Genomic DNA, 16,994 nt, shown 5'->3' with positions numbered 1-16,994 from the left:
CCCTATCGCGCCCGAAATGGGGTAGCCGGACGACCACTCGAGTTGGATAGTCTCGCGCGGTGGCGCAACAGGATACCGACGTCTTCGTCAGGCTCGAGCGTTTTTACGACGCGCTCCCCCGGCCCTATGCACGAGCCGAGGAACTCGGCGGACTCGTGCTCTTCGTCCGCGAGGGCGAGGGCTGGCCCTACTATGCCCGCCCCCGCATCGGTGCGGGCACACCCTCTGCGGCTGATATTACTGCCGTCCGCTCCCGGCAACGAGAGCTGGGCCTGCCCGAGGCCTTCGAATGGGTGCACGAGACCACCCCCGACCTGCTCGCCGTCGCCCGCTCGGCCGGGCTCGACGTGCTGCTGGCCCCGCTGCTCGTGCTCGACCCGGCCGCGCTGGTGCCCGACCTGCCGGTGGCCGGCGGCACGATCCGGTTCGTCGACCCGACGGCCGACCGGTTCGCGGCTGACCTGGCCGCCTCCCGCGCGGTCGCCCAGCTCGGCTTCGGCGCCCCGGCGAGCCCGGCCTCGCCGCTCGGGGGCGCGCTGCGCACCGTGCCCGCCGGCCCGGCCGAACGCGACGCGGCCACCCCGCGCCTCAGCGACGCCCTGGTCGCCAGCCAGCAGGAACGCAGCTCGTCGGGCGACTACCACACCGCCGTGGTCGACTCGGCCGACGGCATCCTGGCCACCGGCGCGGTGATGCGCTCGGGCGACGTGGCCGAGGTGGCCGGAGTGGCCACCCTGCCCTCGGCCCGCCGCCGCGGCTACGCCTCGCAGCTCACCGCGGCGCTGGCCCGGCGCTCGCTGGCCGACGGGGTCGGCCTGGTGTTCCTGTCGGCCGGCGACGACGACGTCGCCCGCCTCTACACCAAGGTCGGATTCCGGCGGGTCGGCACGGCCTGCGTCGCCGAGCCGGCCGCCGCGCCGCTCTGACCCCCGGCAGGGACGGCCCGCGTCGCCGAGCCTGCTGCCGCGCCGCTCTGACCCCCGGCAGGGACGGCCCGCGTCGCCGAGCCGGCCGCCGCGCCGCTCTGACCCCCGGCAGGGACGGCCTGCGCCGCCGAGCCGGCCGCCGCGGCCTGTTACTTCTGGCGGGTGCGCCGGCCGAGGACGGCGAACAGGACGCCCAGCAGGACGAGCAGGCCGCCGCCGATCGCGATCCACATGACCGGCGTACCGGTGATGGGAAGCCCGCCACCGCCGCTCCCGCCACCGCCGCCGCCGGCCGGACCGTCGCCACCGGCCACCGCGACGACCGGGGTGGCCGCGAAGGTGCGGGCGGTCCCCTCGCCGGTGGCACTGACGGCCGGGGCGACGACGCGGTAACCGGCGGCCCCGGCGAAGTCCCCCGCCAGCGAGTAGGAACCGTCGGCGCGGGTCCGGCCCGTGGCGACGGTCTGCCACGGCGAACCGGCGCCGGCCCGTGACTGCAGGGTGAGCGCCCGGCCGTTGTCGGCGTTGTCCTCGGTCCAGCACGGCCCCGGGTCACAGGCCCGAACCGTCCGTACGGCCTTGCCGGTGGCCCGCACCGTGCCTCCCGTGGCCGTGACCACTCCGGTCAGCTTCGTGCCCTCGACAGCGGCCGAGATGCCGTTGTAGCCGTACCACTCGTTGGGAACGTTGCGCAGACCGACCCGCATCGGGGCCTCGCGGGCGGGCACCACGAACGACGTCTCGGTGGTCGGCTCGGCCAGCTGGTCGTACTCGTTGAACGACGGCTGCGAGGCGACCGGACGGTAGCGGTAAGGCAGGTCGGCGGGCACGTCGAGCGGGTCGCCCGGGTTGGGGTCGGTGTAGGCGCCCGGCTTCCACCTCATCAGGATCGAGCCGTCCTCGCGCGGCTGCACCAGCGTGATGGTGGCGGCGGGCTCCCGGTCGGTGTCGAACTCGGGCGACGAGGCCGGCTCGCTCAGCTCGGCACCGTCGGCGTCCACGACGCGGACGAGGATGCGGTAGTCCTGGTCGAACAGCCCGGCGAACAGAGGGACCCGGTTGGGCTGCCCGGCCTCGGCGAACTTGCTCGCGATGTGGGTGGTCCGGCCGTCGGCGAACACGATGTCGATCTGATTGCGCACGTCGCCGGTCTCGTCCCACGTGATCACGGCTTCGGTGTGCGCCGCCGACGTCCAGGCGAGCGTGACATTCGTCGGCGCGGGCTCGGTCGGCGCGAGCAGAGCCACGGGCGAGCCCGCGGTGAGGGCCAGCACGGCCGCGATGTTCCCGATCATAAAAATCTTTCCCCCGTACGCCTGAGCACCGCGCCGGATCGTAACGACGTCACGGCTCCGTCGCGACCCCGTCCGGCGATCCGGTCAGGTCCGGCGATCCGGTCAGGTCGGCTGCTTCCGGCGGTGACCAGTCGGGGAGCATGCGGGGACGCATGTGGCTGAGCGCGGCGTCGCGGGCGCGCAGGGCCAGCCGGCCGCGGGCCTGCACCACGGCCGACATGCGCCGGGTCTGCCGCACGACCGTGGTGGTGCGCGGATGACGCAGCCGGCCGTACTGCTCGACGGCGGCGGTCAGGGCCGGGCCCGGCGCCGCCTCGGCGACCAGGGAACGCAGGGTCGCCGCGTCTTCGAAGGCGAGGCACGCGCCCTGCCCGAGGTGGTGCGGCATGGCGTGCGCGGCGTCGCCCAGCAGCACCACGCCACCCGGGCCGGACGGGAACCCGTACGCCCGGGGAAGGGGTCTCAGTTCGCGGACCTCCTGCGGCACCAGGTCGTCGGCGTGGGTCGCGGCCAGCAGCTCCCCGACCGGCGGGTGCCAGTCGGCGAACCAGCGCCGCAGCAGGGCCAGCTGGGTGGCCGGCGGTTCCGGGCGCGGCGCACCGGCGGCGGTGGCGACCCAGTAGACGCCGCCCCGGCCCGCGGCTCGCTCGCCCAGCGGGATCGAGACGAAGCGGTAACCGGCGCCCAGCGTCTCGCCGCCCGCGGCCTGCTCGGCCGGGAGCCGGGGCAGCCGGTAGGCGGGGATCACGGCCTGCCAGGCGGCGAAACCCGACCCGACCGCGGCCGACTCGGGCGCCAACGTACGCCGGATCGTGCTGTCGATGCCGTCGGCCGCGACGACCAGGTCGGCCTCGATCTCGGTGCGGCCGTCGCTCACGGCGGGGCGCACGCGTGGACCCGTACGGAGGGAAAGGACTTTGAAACCCGTGCGGAGCTGGACCAGATCGCCCAGGCCGGCCACCAGGGCGTCGTAGAGGTCCTCGAGGTGCACGGCGGCCGGGGCTGGACCGGTGCCGGTGCCGCGCGGAGCGACCAGCCACTGACCGTCCGGGCGGCGCACCCCGCCGTCGGGCAGCGGCGACGCGATCGCCGACCAGCCGCCGCCGGGGTCGATCGCCTCGAGCGCGCGGCGGCCGTTGGGCCAGAGCACCAGGGCCGTGGGCGGGGCCGCGACCCGTTCGGCACCCTCGAGCAGGATCACCTGCCAGCCGCAGCGCGCGAGGGCGCCGGCCGCGGCCAGCCCGGCCATGCCCGCGCCCACCACCACGGCCGTCGGCACGTCAGGTCAGCGTTCGTCGTCGGGGCCGCGCGACTCCGGCTCGGCGTCCTTGGCCGGTTCCGATCCGGCGGCGGCCCCGGTGGCCAGCACCGCCGCGCCCAGCCCGGCCGGACCGGCCGGATCACGCTCGACCGGGTGCCCGCCGGCGGCGATCTCCTCGGCCATGTCGGCCGGCGTGTCGGGCGGCAGGATCCCGGTGCGGCGGTAGGCCTGGAACCGGGCCTCGCTGACCACCTGATAGCCCTTGGGAGTGGCCGGACCGGCCTCGGCGGCGGTGACGTCGACCTGCGAGACGTCGCTCGCGGCGGGCGCCTCGGGAGCCGTCTCGGGCGCGTCGTCGGGCACCACATAGGCCCGCGGCCCGCGCATGACCAGGAAGTAGATCAGCGCGCCGAGGAACACGATGATCGACGTGAACACGTTGAGCCGGATGCCGAACAGGTGGTTGGCCTCGTCGACCCGCAGCATCTCGATCCAGAACCGGCCCACCGTGTACGCCATCACGTACAGCGCGAACGCCCGCCCACGACCGAACTTGAACTTGCGGTCGAGCAGGTAGACCAGCCCGGCCACGCCCAGGTTCCAGATGAACTCGTACAGGAAAGTGGGGTGATAGAGGTCGGGCAGGGTGACCGGTTGACCGTCGATGACCGTGGCGTGCCCGGGGTTCGAGCGGTCCATGTCGTGGACCTCGAGACCCCACGGCAGCGTGGTCTCCTTGCCGTAGAGCTCGTTGTTGAACCAGTTGCCGAGCCGGCCGACCGCCTGACCGACCGGGAGCCCGACCGCCAGCGAATCGGCCACCAGGCCCAGCGGCAGGCCGAGCTGGCGGCAGCCGAGATAGGCACCGAGCGCACCGCCGAGCACCGCGCCCCAGATGCCGAGGCCGCCCTCCCAGATGTAGAAGGCGCGGATCGGGTCACCCCCGGCGCCGAAGTAGTCCTGCGGCGAGGTGGCCAGGTGATAGAGACGCGCGCCGACGATGCCGAACGGCACCGCCCACACCGCGATGTCGAGCGAGGCCCAGCGGGCCACCCCCCGGCTGCGCATGCGATATTCCATGATCAGGCAGGACGCGACGATGCCCAGGACGATGCAGATCGCATACGCCCGGACGGGCAGGCCGAGCACGTGCCAGACCGACGTTGTCGGACTCGGGATCGCGGCGAGGTTCACGGGTGCACACGCTACCGGGTGAGTGAGGCCAGTTATGAAACAGGCCTCAGGCTGGGTTTCGCACGCCCTCGGCCAGTTCGGCGCTCAGGGCACGCAGCCGGTTCAGGCCGTTCGCGCGGTCGGGGGCCTCGAGCACGCAGCGGATCAGCGCGCTCCCGACGATCACCCCGTCGGCGAACCCGGCCACCTGGGCCGCCTGGGCCCCGGTGCCGACGCCCAGGCCGACACCGACCGGCATGTCCGGGTTGGCGTGGCGCACCCGGTCGACCAGTTCGGGGGCCTGCGACGACACCGACGTCCGGGCGCCGGTGACGCCCATCAGCGCGGTGGCGTAGACGAAGCCGCGGCAGTGCGCGACGGTCATCGCGATCCGCTCGTCCGTCGAGGACGGCGAGACCAGGAACGTCCGGTCGATCCGGTGCTCGTCGGAGGCGGCGATCCACTCGGCCGCCTCGTCCGGGATCAGGTCGGGCGTGATCATGCCGGTGGCGCCGGCCGCGGCCAGGTCGCGGGCGAACGCGTTGACCCCGTACTTCTCGATCGGGTTCCAGTAGGTCATCAGCACGACCGTGGCCCCGGCGCTCGCCACGGCCTCGATGATCCGCAGCGTGTCGCGGGTGCGGACGCCGTTGGCGAGCGCGATGTCGCTGGCCTTCTGGATCACCGGGCCGTCCATGACCGGGTCCGAGTACGGCATCTCGACCTCGATGACGTCGCAACCGGACTCGTGCATCGCGATCATCGACGCGATGCTGTCGTCGACCGTCGGGAACCCGGCCGGCATGCAGCCGATCAGCAGCGCCCGGTTCTCGGTGCGGGCCTTGCCGAAGACTTCCGCGATGCTCACTCTTGCTCTCCCGGTACGAGGGTCTCGACCGGGTCGAGGATGCCGAAGTAGGCGCCCGCGGTGTGCACGTCCTTGTCACCGCGGCCGGACAGGTTGACCAGGATCGTCGGGGTGCGGCCGAGCTCGTCTCGTAGCAGTGGCGCGATCTTGGCGGCGCCGGCCAGCGCGTGGGCGCTCTCGATGGCCGGGATGATGCCCTCGGTGCGGCACAGCAGCTGGAACGCGGCCATCGCCTCGGCGTCGGTCACCGGCTCGTACTCGGCCCGGCCGGTGTCGTGCAGCCAGGCGTGCTCGGGCCCGACGCCCGGGTAGTCCAGGCCGGCCGAGATCGAGTGCGACTCGACCGTCTGACCGTCCTCGTCCTGCAGCACGTACGTGCGGGCACCGTGCAGCACCCCCGACGAGCCGCCGGTGATCGACGCCGCGTGCCGGCCGGTCGCCACCCCGTCGCCGCCCGCCTCGAACCCGTAGAGCTGGACGCCCTCGTCCGGGACGAACGCGTGGAAGATGCCGATCGCGTTGGAACCGCCGCCGACACAGGCCGCCACCGCGTCGGGCAGCCGGCCGATCTGGTCGAGGCACTGCTGACGCGCCTCGATACCGATCCCGCCGACGAAATCGCGGACGATCTCGGGGAACGGGTGCGGTCCGGCCGCCGTGCCGAGCAGGTAGTGCGTGGTGTCGACGCTGGCCACCCAGTCGCGCAGCGCCTCGTTGAGCGCGTCCTTGAGCGTGCGCGAGCCGTTGGTGACCGGCACGACCGTGGCGCCGAGCATGCGCATGCGGGCCACGTTCAGCGCCTGCCGCTCGGTGTCGGTCTCGCCCATGTAGACGACGCACTCGAGGTCGAGCAGGGCGGCGGCGGTCGCGCTGGCCACGCCGTGCTGGCCGGCGCCGGTCTCGGCGATCACCCGGGGCTTGCCCATCCGCTTGGCGAGGAGGGCCTGACCGAGCACGTTGCGCACCTTGTGGGCGCCCGTGTGGTTCAGGTCCTCCCGCTTGAGCAGGATTTCCGCTCCGAGCTTTTCGCTGAGCCGTTCGGCCCGATAGAGCAGGGACGGCGTACCGGCGTAGTTCAGGAGCAGATCCGTGAACTGCGCCTGAAATTCCGGATCTGTCTTGGCCGTCCGATATGCGGCGTCCAGCTCGTCGAGGGCGCGGACGAGCGCCTCCGGCACGAACCGGCCACCGTATCTGCCGAAATGCCCCGACAAGTCGGGCAGAGTCGGGGCGCTCACCGCACCGGCCGCGGAGTTGCGGGGTGGTTGCCGGCGTTGACCAGCTCGGCCACGGCGTCACGCGGCGACTTCTGCGTCACCAGACCCTCGCCGACCAGCACGGCGTCGGCGCCCGCCGACGCGTACCGGATCAGATCGTGCGGACCCCGCACCCCCGACTCGGCGATCTTGACGACGTTGCCGGGCAGGCCGGGCGCGATCCGCTCGAAGACCGACCGGTCGACCTCGAGCGTACGAAGGTCGCGGGCATTGACCCCGATGACCTTGGCGTTAGCCTCGAGCGCGCGGTCCGCCTCCTCCTCGTTGTGCACCTCGACCAGGGCCGTCATGCCGAGCGACTCGATCCGCTCGAGCAGGCCGACCAGCACGTTCTGTTCGAGGGCGGCCACGATGAGCAGCACCAGGTCGGCGCCGTGGGCCCGGGCCTCGTGCACCTGATAGCTCGAGACCACGAAATCCTTGCGGAGCACGGGAATCTGCACCGACGCCCGCACCGCCTTCAGGTCGTCGAGCGACCCGCCGAACCACCGGCCCTCGGTGAGCACGCTGATGCAGCGGGCGCCACCCGCCGCGTACTCCCCCGCGAGCTCGGCCGGGTCGGGGATGTCAGCCAGCGCACCCTTCGACGGCGACGATCGCTTCACCTCAGCGATCACCGCCACGCCGGGCTTGCGTAACGCCGCATAGGCGTCAATGGCCGGCGGCGCCGCCGCGGCCGCCTCCCGAACCTGCTCCAGCGGCACCTGCTCCTGCCGGGCCGCCACGTCCTCGCGCACTCCGGCGAGGATCTCCTCCAGCACGTTCTGCGGTCCGCCAGAACCCGCTTCCGCCTGCTGATCGGATGTCACGAAACGACTCCCCTCTCCGGGTGTCCCTTCGCCCGATGCTAGGAGGTCGCGGTCGCGCAAGAGCCCCCGGGGTATGGCGCGCCTCACGGAATGGGCTGCGGCATAATGCGCCCTGCTCCGCGGTGACCTGTCACTTCGGTCACACGCGCACCACGATCATCAGCCCGCTGGGCTGCGGCACCTCATCTGATCGGTGGATACCACGGCGCGTTGACGTGACCGTCACGCACCGGAAATGGGGCCCGGTCATGATGGGTCCGAGGCAAACTGGTTCCCGGTGCCGCTTCGGGCGTCGCCTTCGACCAGACCGTGCGATCGATGTGGAGTTTCCCGTGGCCGCCATCCGGACCGCTCCGATCGAGCCGGCCCTTCCCGCCGGCTTCGTCAACGCTTCCCGCGCCGTCGTGTCGGCCGCGGCCGACCTAGTGGCCGGCGTCCAGCGCCGTCTCGTCGGTGACGCGGGCATGCGCACCGCGCGCGACAACGCGTGGGCCGCGACCCTGGAAGACCGCGCCCGTCACGAGGCCCGAGCCGAACTGACCCGCGAGGTGGCCGCCCTGGTCGCCGCCCGCCCAGCAACCCGCCGCCGCCTGGCCAAGACCGCCTCCCGTACGCGGTAGCGCTCAGACGGTCGGGTCGTCGCCCCGGTCGAGCGAGTCCCAGGCCGTGCGGCTCTCCACCGGCTTGTTGGTGTCAATCGGAGCCGCCGGAGCTACGGCGGCGGGCTTGCGCTCGTAACGGGCGGACATCGCCGGCCACAGATGACCCAGGCGGGCCGCGGTCAGGCCGCCCCAGGCAACCGCCACCCCGCCGGCCGCGCAGACGATCGGCCACAGGGTGCCCCCGGCACCCGCGTCGCCCGTCTCCAGGCCGGCGCGGCCGATGATCGCGCTCACCGCGATACCGGCTCCGGCCAGCGCGAGGAGAACCCCCAGCCCACGCCGCAGACGCCCGCTGGTGGCCAGCAGCGCGCCGGCGCCGGCCAGACCGACCAGGGCCAGCCCGATCGCCCACGGGGCGACCTCGGCGCCGGTCCGGGCCGTGCGCAGGTCGGATAGTCCGGGGCGCTCGACGACCAGCACCGACCACGTGCGGGTCGCGCCGTAGATCGCCAGTCCGGCCCCGGCCAGGCAGGCCAGCAGAGACATCAGATAAGGCCGGCGGCTTGTCATCGGGCGGCGCGCAGGGTTTCCGCCGAAGCGATCGCGGCCAGGACCGCGGCCGCCTTGTTGCGGGTCTCCTGCTCCTCGGCGGCCGGGTCGGAGTCGGCCACGATGCCGGCGCCGGCGCCCACGTAGGCCACACCGTCCTTGAGGAGTGCGGTGCGGATGGCGATCGCCATGTCCATGTCGCCGGCGAAGCCGAAGTAGCCGACGGTGCCGCCGTACAGGCCGCGGCGGGTCGGCTCCAGCGACTCGATGATCTCCATCGCGCGGACCTTGGGCGCACCCGACAGCGTGCCCGCCGGGAACGTCGCGGCCAGCGCGTCGAACGCCGTCTGCTCGTCGCGCAGCTCGCCGGTCACCGTCGACACGATGTGCATGACGTGGCTGTAACGCTCGATGCGCGCGAACTCCGGCACCTCGACCGAACCGGCCCGGCACACCCGGCCCAGGTCGTTGCGGCCCAGGTCGACCAGCATGACGTGCTCGGAACGTTCCTTGGGGTCGGCCAGCAGTTCGGCCGCGAGCGCGTTGTCCTGCTCGGGCGTCGCGCCCCGCCACCGCGTACCGGCGATGGGGTGCAGCAGAGCACGGCGGGTGCCCTGGTCGTCGGCGCTGACCTTCAGATGCGCCTCGGGCGACGAGCCGACGATGTCGAAGTCGTCGAAACGCAGCAGATACATGTACGGGCTGGGGTTGGTCGCCCGCAGCACGCGGTAGACGTCGAGCGGGTCGGCGTCGGTCGGCCGCTCGAAACGCTGGGCCACCACGATCTGGAAGCACTCGCCGGCCCGGATCGCCTCCTTGGCCTCCTCGACCGCCTTCTGATATTCGCCCGGGGCGGTTCGGCTCACCGGCTCACCGGCCGGCCGGCGCTCCACGGTGGAGATCATCGGCGGGGTGGGCCGGGACAGCGCGGTGGTCATCGCGTCGAGCCGGCCGACCGCGTTGTGATAGGCCGCGAGCTTGGCCCGGTCGTCGGCGTCGTCGGCCAGCACGGCGTTGGCGACCAGGATGGCCGAGCCGTCGTAGTGGTCCAGCACCACCAGGTCGGTGGCGAGCATCATGCCGAGCTCGGGGAGGGTCAGGTCGTCGTTCGCGGACGAGGGGAGGCGTTCGAAACGGCGTACGAGGTCATAGCTGAGATAGCCGACCATGCCGCCGGTCAGCGGCGGCAGGTCGCCCGCGGCCGGACCGTCGGCCAGCGCGGCCACCGTCTCGCGCAGCGCCACCACCGGGTCGCCGTCGAGCGGTACACCCGCGGGCGGGGTGCCCAGCCAGGAGGCCTGGCCGTCCCGCTCGACCAGGGTCGCCGCGCTGCGCACACCGACGAACGAGTAACGCGACCAGGCCGCGCCCGACGGCCCGGCGCCCTGCTCGGCCGACTCGAGCAGGAAGGTGCCCGGCCCGCCGGCCAGTTTGGTGTAGACACCCACCGGTGTCTCGCCGTCGGCCAGCAGCTTGCGGGTGACCGGCACCACCCGGCGCCGCTGCCGCAGGAAGTCGGCCTCGCTGGGGAACACGGCTCCGCTGGTCACGGGGTGACCCCTTCCGGCCTCGTCACGGGCAGCTCGTTGTGGAAGCAGGTGTGCTCGCCGGTGTGGCAGGCCGCGCCGACCTGCTCGACGGTCACGAGCAGCGCGTCACCGTCACAGTCGAGCGCGACGTCGTGCACGTATTGGAAGTGGCCGGAGGTGGCGCCCTTCACCCAGTACTCCCCGCGGCTGCGGGACCAGTACGTCGCCCGGCCGGTGGTCAGCGTGCGATGCAGCGCCTCGTCGTCCATCCAGGCGAGCATCAGCACGTCGCCGGAACCGTGCTCACGCACGATCGCCGCCACGAGCCCGTCCGAGTTCCGCTTGAGCCGCCCGGCGATAGCCGGGTCCAGGTCGGTCTTGACTGCCACGCGACTGATTATCCACAGCGGGCTTGTCGGGTCACCGACGCGCGGCTCACGATCCGGGCCCAGACGGACGAGCCCAGTTCCGAACGCGGCCTCTGTCGGGGTGCCGACGCGCGGCTCACGATCCGGGCACGGGGGATGCCAGTTGAAGGCGGGGCGGGTACCGTCGTCCTGCGCTGCACCCAGCCAGGGGTGTTCACAGCCGCCTCCCGAGAGGGTTACCGCAGCTCGAGTCCGCGGGTGGCGGAGCCGGAGCGACGGGAGTCTCAAACCGATGGAGCCGACGTCCAACCCCGACAATGCTCGGTCGACGCGTGGGCTGGCCCGATTCTGGCCGGTGCACCGCGACGGTGAGGACGAGGTCGCTACGCCCGATTCGTCCGCCATGTCCGGCACCCTTTCGGGTGAAACCGAGATGGTGGCGCTCGGTTCGCGTCGGGTCCCGGAGGGTGCGGCGGTCGACGGCTCGGTCAGCGCACCTCCGGACAACGGTCAGCCCTATCCGGGTCAGGCGAGCAGCCCCCCGTTCACCGGACGGGCCGGCGGCTCGGCACCCTTCGCCCAGCCCGGCGGCCCGGCCCCGCTCAGCCGGCCCGGCGTAGCGCCCGTCGGCCGGCCCGGCAGCCCGGCTCCCTTCGGACAGCCCGGCATCGCAACGCCGCTCGGCCGATCGACCGTGCCCGGGCCGGGCACGAACACGGGAACAGGCACGGGAACGGGCGCCGGCACGCCCGGGCTGATGACCCCCTTCGCCTCGGCCGCGCACGGCACCGGCGAGCCGGGCGGACACTCCTTCGACGGCCCCAAGCCGACCGGCACTCCGGGCCCTGGCACTCCCGGCCCCGGCAACTCCGGCGGCCTTCCGGGACCGGGCGCCCAGCCCAGCACCGGCGGAGGACGACAGGCCGACGGCCCAGCCTCCCGCGGCGGCGACGCACCGTTCGGCGGCAACACACCCCTGGGCGGCAACTCGCCCCTCGGCGGCAACGACCCGACGGCCGACGCCGCCCGCACCACCGGCCCGCGCCACACCTCGGCCGACCCCGCGAGCAGCCCGCCCACCCCGGTCAGCGGCCCCCCGCAGCCGATCAGCGGCCCACCCGGTTCGATCCACGACCCGCTCAACGGCCCGATCAGCGGACCGCCCGCGACCGGCCCCCGCGCCGACGACCGGGATCGCGATTCTGATCACTCACGGGCCGCGGCCGGCGAGCGCGAGGAGTCGTCGCCCGTAGAGTCCGGGCGGGGCAATCCCTGGGACCGCGACTTCGGAGGATTCGGCTTGGGCGGGCGCAACAACCGGTTCTTGTTCGGCGGGCGCAACACACCCGAGCCCCGGCCGGGCCTCAACGGGCACGGGCACGGCGAGACCAACGGGCGGGCGCTGCCGGACGACGCGGCGGCGCGAGACGAGAACGGGCGTGATGACATGAACGGACGGGCCGGCCTTCCCGGTATCCCGACCTCCGACGCCGGACCGGTGACGCCGATCTCGGGGGCCGAGACCGCCGAGTCCACCGGGCGCCGCGCCGCCCCGGACGACCTCGATGCCCGTCGCGCCGCCGCCGGCTGGGCCTCGGTGCCGACCTCGACCCACCCGGTCGTCGGCCCGACGTCGGCTCCCCCGACCTCAGGCGCCCCCGTCTCGTCGTCTCCGGTCTCCTCGAGCCCGGTGTCCCCGAGCCCGGCCTTCGGCGCGGCCTCGCCGGTGTCGCCGGGTCCGGTCTTCGGCTCGTCCTACGGGCAGCCGCCGTCCTACACGCCGGCCCTGCCCGACCCGTCGTCCGGACCGGTCTCCGGGGTTCCGGCCCCACGCGGCGCGGCCAGCATCCCGATGCCGGTGGCCAAGCCGCAGCCATCCGACGAAAAGGCCGAGCAGAAGGCCGAGCAGAAGGCCGAGACGCCGGCGGGCCGGGTCAACATCACGTTCGGCGGCGAGCCGGACGACGAACCGGCCGACCTCACCCCGGCCCCGCGCCGCTCAGCCAGCCTCGAGGACGCCGCGCCCGTCCGCCGCACGGCCGAAGAGGACACCGTCGGCCGCCAGGAGGACACCGTCGGCCGCCGGGCCGCCGCCGATGAGGACGAGGGACTCGTCCGGCGTGCCGTCCTCGGCGACGCGACGGCCGACGAGTCCGAGCCGGCCCGCCGCGGCCGCCGGGCCGCCCCCGAGGACGAGGTACCCGAGGATCAGCCGCTGCGCCCGGGTGATGTCGCCGCGGGCAGCATCGCGTTCTGGGACGACGACGCGGTCCGCCACTTCCGGGCCGCCTGGCACGAGGTGAAGGCCGAGTTCGTCGACGACCCCGAGACCGCCCTGACCCGGGCCCACGACCTGCTCACCGATGCCGTCAACGAGCTCACCGAGGCCCTGCTGGCCGAGCGCGACGAGCTCGACCCGCTGCGCGGCAACGGCAAGCCGGACACCGAGAGCATGCGGATGGCGATGCGTGGTTACCGCGAGTTCCTGGACCGCATCCTCGCCCTTTAGAGATCAACACCGAAGACCCCTGTTTCCGTACGGGAACAGGGGTCTTCTTTTCTCCGCGGAATTCATCTAGCGTTGAACTCATCAGGCAATGAATTCTTGGGAGGGCGTCATGGACGACGCGATCGAGGTACGTGACCTCGTCGTGGAGCGCGGCAGGCGAACCGTGCTGCACGGCATCTCCTGCGACATCCCGGCCGGCCGCGTGACCGGCCTGCTCGGGCCCAGCGGCAGCGGCAAGACCACGCTGATCCGGGCCATCGTCGGCGTGCAGATCGTCAGGTCGGGCACCGTGACCGTGCTCGGGCATCCCGCGGGCAGTGCCCCGCTGCGACGTGAGCTCGGCTACGTCACGCAGGCGCCGAGCGTCTACGCCGACCTTTCCGTACGCGAGAACGCCCGCTACTTCGCCGCCCTGCGCGGCCTGGGTGCGGCCGAGGCCGACCGCGCGATCGCCGACGTCGGGCTCGCCGCCGCGAAGTCCCAGCTGGTCGGCAACCTGTCCGGCGGCCAGCGCAGCCGGGCGTCGCTGGCCTGCGCGCTGATCGGCGAGCCGCGCCTGCTGGTGCTGGACGAGCCGACCGTCGGGCAGGACCCGGTGCTGCGGGCCGAGTTGTGGGCCCGGTTCCACGAACTGGCCGCGGGCGGCACCGCGCTGCTGGTCTCGAGCCACGTGATGGACGAGGCGGGGCGCTGCGACCGGCTGCTGCTGATCCGCGAGGGCCGGCTGATCGGCGACGACACCCCGGCCGCGATCCGGGCCTCGGCGGGCACCGACGACCTCGAAGAGGCCTTCCTGCGACTGATCCGCGACAACGAGCAGGCGGTGGCGGCATGAGTCTCCGGATCACTTTCGCCACGGCGGGCCGGGTGCTGCGGCAACTGCGGCACGATCGGCGGACCGTCGCGCTGCTGGTCGTCGTACCGGCGCTGCTCCTGGCTCTGCTCTATTTCATGTACGACGGCGCGGGCGGCACGTTCGACCGGATCGCGCTGATCATGCTCGGCGTCTTCCCGTTCGTGATCATGTTTCTGGTGACCAGCATCGCCATGCTCCGGGAGCGCACCACCGGCACCCTGGAGCGCCTGCTCACCACCCCACTGGGCAAGATCGACCTGCTTTTCGGGTATGGGATCGCGTTCGGTCTCGCCGCCGCGGTGCAGGGTGCGGTGGCCACGGGTGCGGCGTACTGGCTGCTCGGCCTGGACACCCGCGGCAGCGCCGGACTGGTCGTGCTCATCGCGGTCGTCAACGCCGTGCTCGGGGTGGCGCTCGGCCTGTTCTGCAGCGCCTTCGCCCGCACCGAGTTCCAGGCCGTACAGTTCCTCCCGGTGGTGGTCGTGCCGCAACTGTTGCTGTGCGGGCTGTTCGTGCCGCGCGCGCAGATGGTGGGCTGGCTCGAGGGGATCAGCAACGCGCTGCCGCTGACCTACGCGGTCGAGGCGCTCGCCCAGGTGGGCGGCTCGGCCGACGCGACCACGACGATGTGGCGCGACCTGGTGATCGTCGCGGGGGCGGCGGTGGTGGCGCTGGTGCTGGCCGCGGCGACCCTGCGACGCCGTACGCCGTAAAGGGGAACCGGTTTGGCAAGGCGCAGCGGGCGGCGTCCCGGCAACCAGGACACGCGCGAGTCCATCCTGGACGCGGCCCGGCTCGCCTTCGCCGAAAAGGGCTACGACAACGCGTCCATCCGGTCCATCGCCGGCGCCGCCCAGGTCGACCCGGCCCTGGTGCACCACTATTTCGGCACCAAGGAAAAGCTGTTCCTGGCGGTGATGAACGCACCCATCAACCCGGCCGAACTGGTGCCCCAGGCCCTCGCCGGCCCTCGCGAGCAGGCCGGTGAGCGGCTGGTACGGATGGCGATCGGCGTGTGGGACTCACCCGCCGGCACGGCCGCACTGGCCGTCTTCCGCTCGGCGCTGAGCAATGAATGGACGGCGCGGCTGCTGCGCGAGTTCGTGGTCACCCAGGTCCTGCGCCGGGCCGTGAGCGAGCTCGTGCTCGACCCGGACGAGGCGGCGATGCGGTCGTCACTGGTGGCCACGCAGATCGCGGGCATCATGGTGGCCCGCTACGTGCTGAAGCTCGAGCCGCTGGCCAGCGCCGACGCCGACGTCATCGCGGCGGCGATCGGCCCCAACGTGCAGCGCTTCCTGACCGAGCCGATGCCCGAGGTGTTCAAAGCGGACTGAACTGTCTCGCACGTCACTTGTGGATAAGTCAGTTCGCCCGTTTTGGCCGGCGTATTTTTGGCCAGCCCCCTGGGTGGGCGGGGTAGGGCTGGTGACTCGAGATCAGGCTCGGGCTCAGTCGGTGCAGCGGTGGCAGAGCACCGGGTGCAGCAGGTGGGCCAGGTCGTGGCGGTCGGTGACCGGGCGGGGGAAGGCGAGCCGGGCCAGCTTGTCGTCGAGGCGGACCATGAAGCCGTAGCGGTCCATCCGGACGACCCGCGGCTCGGCCACCGGCTGGAACTTCTTGCCCAGCTGCCGGCGTACGTAGGCGCTCATCTCGGCCTCGTGGTGGTCCAGCAGGTCGGCGATCAGGTCGAACTCGATGCGGCAGAGCGGGTCGGGCGTGGCCTCGGCGAACTCGTCCACGTCGACGTCGCTCAGCTTCTCGTTGCGCTCGTAGCGCACCTCGGCGACGTACATCGAGTGCAGCACCTGGCCGTCGCCGACGTCGAGCAGGTCGCCCGAGGCGTCGACCTCGGCGTAATCGAGCGCGGCCGATCGAGCCTCGTCACCTTCGAGTAGGGTGGCCCATCCGGAGATCCACACCCGGCCCAGGGCGGGCGAGCCGGCCATCGGCGGCACGTCCGAGATGTCGAGCACCATCGCGGTGTCGTCGTTCCCCTCCTGCGGGCGCAGCGCGGCCGCGAACGCGCCGTCGCGCGGCGAGAGCAGGAGCACGCGGCCGTTGGCGTCAGTCACATGCCGTACGGGGAGCGGGCCCGGGCGGCACGCGATGTGCGCGACGCCGGGCAGGTGGCCGGCGGCGAGCGTACGCGCGACCTCGGCATGGGTGGGCTGCATGGTGACGACCTCCGGGCCTACGTTAGGCTTGCCTTAGTAAGGTGAGGCTAACCGTAACACCGGCCTCAAGCGCAAGTTGACTCGGAGACTTCATGAACAACTCCCGACCCAAGGCCAAGCTCTCGCGGGCGCTCGGCATCCCCCTGACGCCGAAGTGCGTGAAGTACTTCGAGAAGCGGCCGTTCCCGCCGGGTGTGCACGGCCGGTCGCGCCGCAAGGCCTCGGACTACCAGGTCCGGCTGCTCGAGAAGCAGCGCCTGCGTCACCAGTACAACATCAGCGAGTCCCAGATGCGGAAGGCGTACGACGACGCCCACCGCGCCGAGGGCAAGACCGGCGAGATGATGGTGAGCCTGCTCGAGCGCCGTCTCGACGCCACCGTGATGCGCGCGGGTCTGGCCCGCACCATCTACCAGGCCCGCCAGCTCGTCGTGCACGGCCACTTCACGGTCGACGGCAAGAAGGTGGACCGTCCGGGCTACCGGCTCAAGCCGGGCCAGATCGTCGAGGTCCGCGAGTCGAGCCGGGCCAAGCCCCCGTTCGAGATCGCCAAGGCCGGCGCCCACCTGGACGGCCCGACCGCGCCCTACCTCTCCACCGTGATCGAGGACCTGCGCATCACCGTGCTGCGGGTTCCCGAGCGCTCGGAGATCCGCGTGCAGTGCGACGAGCAGCTCGTGGTGGAGTTCTACGCCCGGTAGGGCTGTTTTGTAGTTTGAGCCTGTTAGGGCTGTTTTGGTGGTTTTGAGTAGGCAGTTGACAAGCGCAACTGTCTCTCTGGGCTTCGCTCCGCGA

At 72.5% G+C, this 16,994-nt stretch carries 16 protein-coding genes and 1 pseudogene; 7 read left to right on the top strand and 10 right to left on the bottom strand.

The genetic code is table 11. The features are described from left to right. The first annotated feature begins 59 nt into the window (after positions 1-59). Entirely contained in the window at positions 60-926 is an 867-nt protein-coding gene (locus tag KOI35_RS19730; RefSeq protein WP_215788979.1) for a GNAT family N-acetyltransferase, read from the top strand. 149 nt (positions 927-1,075) lie between these two features. On the opposite strand, the gene KOI35_RS19725 is transcribed toward KOI35_RS19730, so the two are convergent. The 6 genes and pseudogenes from KOI35_RS19725 to trpC form a co-directional block, all read right to left on the bottom strand. After that, complete coding sequence (locus KOI35_RS19725; protein ID WP_215788978.1) at positions 1,076-2,221, bottom strand: hypothetical protein; 1,146 nt, start codon at positions 2,219-2,221, stop codon at positions 1,076-1,078. A gap of 115 nt (positions 2,222-2,336) precedes the next feature. Further along, positions 2,337-3,500, bottom strand: a pseudogene (locus KOI35_RS19720) (FAD-dependent oxidoreductase); the annotation flags it as partial. Positions 3,501-3,506: 6 nt separating this feature from the next. After that, positions 3,507-4,676: a prolipoprotein diacylglyceryl transferase gene (lgt, locus tag KOI35_RS19715; RefSeq protein ID WP_215788976.1), complete on the bottom strand. Its 1,170-nt coding sequence runs from the start codon at positions 4,674-4,676 to the stop codon at positions 3,507-3,509. A 46-nt stretch (positions 4,677-4,722) separates the two neighbouring features. Then, a complete protein-coding gene (gene trpA, locus KOI35_RS19710; RefSeq protein ID WP_215788975.1) occupies positions 4,723-5,523 on the bottom strand; it encodes a tryptophan synthase subunit alpha in 801 nt (266 codons plus the stop codon). Beyond that, entirely contained in the window at positions 5,520-6,761 is a 1,242-nt protein-coding gene (gene trpB, locus KOI35_RS19705) for a tryptophan synthase subunit beta (protein WP_215788974.1), read from the bottom strand. The genes trpA and trpB overlap by 4 nt, the downstream gene beginning before the upstream one ends. Continuing rightward, on the bottom strand, positions 6,758-7,561 hold the full coding sequence (gene trpC, locus KOI35_RS19700) for an indole-3-glycerol phosphate synthase TrpC (RefSeq protein WP_215789487.1): 804 nt from the start codon (positions 7,559-7,561) through the stop codon (positions 6,758-6,760). Before trpC ends, trpB begins: the two co-directional genes overlap by 4 nt. Before the next feature lie 380 nt (positions 7,562-7,941). Between trpC and KOI35_RS19695 the strand changes: the two genes are divergently transcribed. Continuing rightward, on the top strand, positions 7,942-8,229 hold the full coding sequence (locus tag KOI35_RS19695) for a hypothetical protein (protein ID WP_246613430.1): 288 nt from the start codon (positions 7,942-7,944) through the stop codon (positions 8,227-8,229). Between the two features lie 3 nt (positions 8,230-8,232). On the opposite strand, the gene KOI35_RS19690 is transcribed toward KOI35_RS19695, so the two are convergent. Genes KOI35_RS19690 through hisI form a run of 3 tightly spaced genes read right to left on the bottom strand, consistent with a single transcriptional unit; the run spans position 8,233 to position 10,687 of the window. Next, positions 8,233-8,757, bottom strand: coding sequence for a Trp biosynthesis-associated membrane protein (locus KOI35_RS19690; RefSeq protein WP_246613429.1), 525 nt, complete (start codon positions 8,755-8,757; stop codon positions 8,233-8,235). 20 nt (positions 8,758-8,777) lie between these two features. Continuing rightward, positions 8,778-10,310, bottom strand: coding sequence for an anthranilate synthase component I (locus tag KOI35_RS19685; RefSeq protein ID WP_215788972.1), 1,533 nt, complete (start codon positions 10,308-10,310; stop codon positions 8,778-8,780). After that, complete coding sequence (hisI, locus tag KOI35_RS19680) at positions 10,307-10,687, bottom strand: phosphoribosyl-AMP cyclohydrolase (RefSeq protein WP_308121119.1); 381 nt, start codon at positions 10,685-10,687, stop codon at positions 10,307-10,309. The genes KOI35_RS19685 and hisI overlap by 4 nt, the downstream gene beginning before the upstream one ends. Positions 10,688-10,949: 262 nt before the next feature. Between hisI and KOI35_RS19675 the strand changes: the two genes are divergently transcribed. The 4 genes from KOI35_RS19675 to KOI35_RS19660 all read left to right on the top strand — a co-directional run bounded on the left by KOI35_RS19675 (position 10,950) and on the right by KOI35_RS19660 (position 15,359). Next, entirely contained in the window at positions 10,950-13,166 is a 2,217-nt protein-coding gene (locus KOI35_RS19675) for a hypothetical protein (RefSeq protein ID WP_215788971.1), read from the top strand. Positions 13,167-13,275: 109 nt separating this feature from the next. Beyond that, positions 13,276-14,001 (top strand): ABC transporter ATP-binding protein, encoded by a 726-nt coding sequence (locus KOI35_RS19670; protein WP_215788970.1) that lies wholly within the window; start codon positions 13,276-13,278, stop codon positions 13,999-14,001. Next, entirely contained in the window at positions 13,998-14,735 is a 738-nt protein-coding gene (locus tag KOI35_RS19665; protein WP_215788969.1) for an ABC transporter permease, read from the top strand. Before KOI35_RS19670 ends, KOI35_RS19665 begins: the two co-directional genes overlap by 4 nt. Before the next feature lie 12 nt (positions 14,736-14,747). Further along, a complete protein-coding gene (locus tag KOI35_RS19660; RefSeq protein ID WP_215788968.1) occupies positions 14,748-15,359 on the top strand; it encodes a TetR/AcrR family transcriptional regulator in 612 nt (203 codons plus the stop codon). A gap of 114 nt (positions 15,360-15,473) precedes the next feature. Here KOI35_RS19660 and KOI35_RS19655 read toward each other — a convergent pair whose 3' ends face one another. Beyond that, entirely contained in the window at positions 15,474-16,199 is a 726-nt protein-coding gene (locus KOI35_RS19655; protein ID WP_215788967.1) for a DUF2470 domain-containing protein, read from the bottom strand. 92 nt (positions 16,200-16,291) lie between these two features. Here KOI35_RS19655 and rpsD point away from each other — a divergent pair, with 92 nt between their 5' ends. Continuing rightward, positions 16,292-16,900, top strand: coding sequence for a 30S ribosomal protein S4 (rpsD, locus tag KOI35_RS19650; RefSeq protein WP_215788966.1), 609 nt, complete (start codon positions 16,292-16,294; stop codon positions 16,898-16,900). Positions 16,901-16,994: the final 94 nt, after the last annotated feature.

Origin of the sequence: Paractinoplanes bogorensis (assembly GCF_018829635.1) — a bacterium.
GTDB classification, from domain to species: domain Bacteria; phylum Actinomycetota; class Actinomycetes; order Mycobacteriales; family Micromonosporaceae; genus Actinoplanes; species Actinoplanes bogorensis.
This window is presented reverse-complemented; position numbering and strand designations above follow the sequence as displayed.

Bases quoted from the DNA above. Each gene is read 5' to 3' on its own strand.
- KOI35_RS19675 (WP_215788971.1), top strand. From the start codon at position 10,950: ATGGAGCCGACGTCCAACCCCGACAATGCTCGGTCGACGCGTGGGCTG.
- KOI35_RS19670 (WP_215788970.1), top strand. From the start codon at position 13,276: ATGGACGACGCGATCGAGGTACGTGACCTCGTCGTGGAGCGCGGCAGG.
- KOI35_RS19690 (WP_246613429.1), bottom strand. From the start codon at position 8,757: ATGTCTCTGCTGGCCTGCCTGGCCGGGGCCGGACTGGCGATCTACGGC.
- KOI35_RS19665 (WP_215788969.1), top strand. From the start codon at position 13,998: ATGAGTCTCCGGATCACTTTCGCCACGGCGGGCCGGGTGCTGCGGCAA.
- KOI35_RS19655 (WP_215788967.1), bottom strand. From the start codon at position 16,199: ATGCAGCCCACCCATGCCGAGGTCGCGCGTACGCTCGCCGCCGGCCAC.
- KOI35_RS19725 (WP_215788978.1), bottom strand. From the start codon at position 2,221: ATGATCGGGAACATCGCGGCCGTGCTGGCCCTCACCGCGGGCTCGCCC.
- rpsD (WP_215788966.1), top strand. From the start codon at position 16,292: ATGAACAACTCCCGACCCAAGGCCAAGCTCTCGCGGGCGCTCGGCATC.